This window comes from Saccharomonospora iraqiensis subsp. iraqiensis, assembly GCF_000430445.1.
Classification (GTDB): Bacteria; Actinomycetota; Actinomycetes; order Mycobacteriales; family Pseudonocardiaceae; genus Saccharomonospora; species Saccharomonospora iraqiensis.
This window is the reverse complement of sequence record NZ_KE387114.1, coordinates 3362-5835: the sequence shown is the minus strand read 5'-3', so window position 1 is coordinate 5835 and position 2474 is coordinate 3362. Positions and strand designations below refer to the sequence as shown.

The 2474-nt window shown below is 73.0% G+C and carries 3 protein-coding genes and 1 pseudogene; 3 read left to right on the top strand and 1 reads right to left on the bottom strand.

Features of this window, described 5'->3' with window-relative positions:
- A partial coding sequence (locus ACTIR_RS0117040; RefSeq protein WP_026455186.1) for a metal ABC transporter substrate-binding protein occupies positions 1-390 on the bottom strand: 390 nt, incomplete at its 3' end.
- A gap of 164 nt (positions 391-554) precedes the next feature.
- On the opposite strand from ACTIR_RS0117040, the gene ACTIR_RS0117035 reads away from it, so the two are divergent.
- From ACTIR_RS0117035 to ACTIR_RS26815, 3 genes and pseudogenes are all read left to right on the top strand, one after another.
- Positions 555-1655 carry a LacI family DNA-binding transcriptional regulator gene (locus tag ACTIR_RS0117035; protein ID WP_026455185.1) on the top strand — a complete coding sequence of 367 codons (1101 nt, stop codon included), beginning with the start codon at positions 555-557 and terminating at the stop codon, positions 1653-1655.
- A 49-nt stretch (positions 1656-1704) separates the two neighbouring features.
- Positions 1705-2196, top strand: a complete 492-nt coding sequence (locus tag ACTIR_RS0117030) for a beta-class carbonic anhydrase (RefSeq protein ID WP_026455184.1) — start codon at positions 1705-1707, stop codon at positions 2194-2196.
- A 24-nt stretch (positions 2197-2220) separates the two neighbouring features.
- Positions 2221-2474, top strand: a pseudogene (locus ACTIR_RS26815) (A/G-specific adenine glycosylase); the annotation flags it as partial.

The following is a 2474-nucleotide window of genomic DNA, read 5'->3' as shown; positions in this document are numbered from 1 at the left end:
CCCCGGCGCCTGGTCGACCGCGACGACCGTGGGCACGTCGGGTGCCCGGTCGGCGAGGCGGGCGAAGAAGTCGTCGTAGCCGCCGCCGTTGGCGATCAGCAGGTCCGCCGACTGCACCTCGACGGCGTCCTCGGCATCGGCCTGGTAGGAGTGCGGGTCGGCCGCCGGGTCGTCGATGAGCGCCCGCACGTCCACGTGCCGCCCGCCGACCTCCTCGGCCACGCTCGCCCAGACGTTGGTCGAGGCGACCACGGCGAGGCCCCCGTCGCCGTTCTCGTCCCCGTCGCCCGCACCGTTCCCGCCGCCACAGGCCGTCGCCGTCAGGGCCACCGCGCTGCCCAGCGCGGCGACCGTCAGCCACCCCTTCGAGTGAGCACCGCTGAACCGCACCCCGCATCACCCCACACAGTTGGAAATGATTGTCGACTTCACCTTACCCGATCCATCGACCCGACGACCACCGGTCGGGTGAACAATCCGACGACGCGGAGTTACCGTGTGAGCCACGTTGGGCTCTCCTTCTGCTGCGACTTCTGAACCGTTACGGTTCTTCCATGAACCGGCCGATGCGAACCAGGCGACAGGCGACCTTGGCGTCGCTGGCTGCCGAGCTGGGCGTGTCCAGGACCACGGTGTCGAACGCGTACAACCGGCCGGACCAGCTGTCGCCGGAACTGCGGCGGCGGGTCCTGGACACGGCCCGTCGTCTCGGATACCCCGGACCCGACCCGGTAGCACGCTCACTGCGCACCCGGAAGGCCGGCGCGGTCGGGCTGCTGCTCACCGAGAACCTCTCCTACGCCTTCCGCGACCCCGCGGCGGTCGGCGTGCTGGAAGGGCTCGCGCTGGCCTGCGAGGACGCGGGCGTCGGGCTGCACCTCGTCCCCGCCAGCCCGGGCAGGGAGGAGGTGGCCGCGGTGCACCAGGCGGCGGTCGACGGCTTCGTCGTCTACTCGGTGCCCGACGACGACCCGCACCTGTCGGCCGTGCTGTCCCGCCCCGTCCCCACGGTGGTGGTCGACCAGCCCCAGCTCGACGGCATCGACCGGGTCGGCCCGGACGACGAGAACGCGACCGTCGAGGTCGCCAATCACGTCGTCGGGCTCGGCCACCGGCAGGTCGGCGTGCTGTGCATGCGGCTGGCCAGCGACCGCAACGACGACTTCGTCCCCCTGCGGCGGCAGCGGGAGGCCCACTACCACGTGCAGCGCACCCGGCTCGCCGCGTTGGCGCGGACGTTCGAGGCGGCCGGGGTCGCCTGGGACACCGTGCCCGTCGTGGAACGGTTCGACCACACCGTCGACGACGGCGCCACCGCCGCCCGGCAACTGCTCGACGCCCACCCGCGGGTGACGGCGTTGATCTGCACCTCGGACATCCTCGCCCTCGGCGCGATGGCCGAGGCCGGGCGGCGCGGCCTGCGCGTGCCCGCCGATCTCACGATCACCGGGTTCGACGGCATCGCCGAGGCCTCACGCGCGGGGCTGACCACGGTGCACCAGCCGGTGCTGGAGAAGGGCCGGGCCGCGGGCAGGCTGCTGCTGGAGGAGGCCGACCGGACGACGCCGAAGGTCATCACGCTGCCCACGGAACTGCGCATCGGCGGCACGTCGGCCGCCCCGCGCACCGCGGAGGAGCAGTGGTTCGGCCCCTGACCGGGGCCGGTGCACCGTCGGAGGACGGCGGCGGAAACAATACGGGACCATGAGCTCGATCGACGAACTGCTGGTCCGCGCGGCCGGACGGGACCGCGCCGCCACGGAGGACGACACCCCGGCCCCGCCCGCGCTCGCCGTCGCGGTGGTCACCTGCATGGACGCGCGGATCCGCGTGCCCGAGCTGTTCGGACTGGCGCACGGCGAGGCGCACGTGCTGCGCAACGCGGGCGGGATCGTCACCGACGACGTGATCCGGTCGCTGGCGTTGAGTCAACGCAAGCTCGGCACCCGGGAGGTCATGGTCGTCGGGCACACCGAGTGCGGCGTGAGCACGGTGACCGAGGACGGGTTCCGGGACGAACTCGAAGCCGACACCGGCCTGCGGCCGTCGTGGGCCGTCGAGGCCTTCCGGGACGCCGAGGACGGCGTGCGGCGGTCCGTCACACGGGTGCGGCGCAGCCCGTACCTGCCGCACACCGACGGCGTGCGGGGCTTCGTCCTGGACATCCGCACCCGGGAGCTGCGCGAGGTCGCCTGAGAAGGTGCCGCTACCCTGGCGCCGATGTCCGACCTCGTCCCTTCCGTCGACACCGTCGACGCCGACACCCTGCTCGACTGGTTCGCCGACCACGCACGGGACCTGCCGTGGCGGCGCTCCGACGTCACCCCGTGGGGGGTGCTGGTCAGCGAGATCATGCTGCAGCAGACCCCGGTGAACCGGGTGTGGCCGGTGTGGGAGCAGTGGCTGGCCCGGTGGCCGCAGCCGTCGGACCTCGCCGCGGAGAGCCAGGGCGAGGTGGTCCGGGCGTGGGGCAA

Excerpts from the sequence above, each read along its gene's own strand:
- ACTIR_RS0117035 (WP_026455185.1), top strand. The coding sequence starts at position 555 with ATGAACCGGCCGATGCGAACCAGGCGACAGGCGACCTTGGCGTCGCTG.
- ACTIR_RS0117030 (WP_026455184.1), top strand. The coding sequence starts at position 1,705 with ATGAGCTCGATCGACGAACTGCTGGTCCGCGCGGCCGGACGGGACCGC.